Genomic DNA, 467 nt, shown 5'->3' with positions numbered 1-467 from the left:
TCCCCACGAGGACAGCACCGGCAGCGCGCGGGCCGTCAGCGAGCCCGGCTCGACGGTGTACACCACCAGTCGCTGCTCGCCGTCGTGGGGAGAGACGAGTGCCTCGATGCCGAAGGTGAGGGGCCCGACGACCGGGTGGGCGATCCGCTTGTCGACCGACGTGCGGTCGGTGACCCCGTGGTCGTCCCACCACCGGGACACGTCCGGGTCGGCGCCCCGGAGCTCGTCGACCAGGGCGCGCAGGCGCCGGTCTGACGGATGACGACCGACCTCGTAGCGCAGCGCACCGACCGCAGCCGAGGCGTAGTCGGACCAGTTCTCGATCCGCAGGCGGGCCCGGCGGTCGAGGAAGAGCCAGCGCACCAGGAGCGTCCCGGTCGCGACCTCGGCGCCGAGGACGCCACGCAGCAGGGCGTTGCACGCCAGGATCTCCGAACGGCGGCCCAGCAGCACTGCCGGGACGTGAT

Annotated in this window: 1 pseudogene; it reads right to left on the bottom strand. The window is 73.0% G+C overall.

The annotated features are described in order from the left end of the window. Positions 1–467, bottom strand: a pseudogene (locus tag QZX64_RS15475) (transcriptional regulator); the annotation flags it as partial.

This window comes from uncultured Nocardioides sp., assembly GCF_902805925.1.
Classification (GTDB): Bacteria; Actinomycetota; Actinomycetes; order Propionibacteriales; family Nocardioidaceae; genus Nocardioides.
Note: the sequence above shows the minus strand (reverse complement) of the source record. Positions and strands in the feature narration are given on the sequence as shown.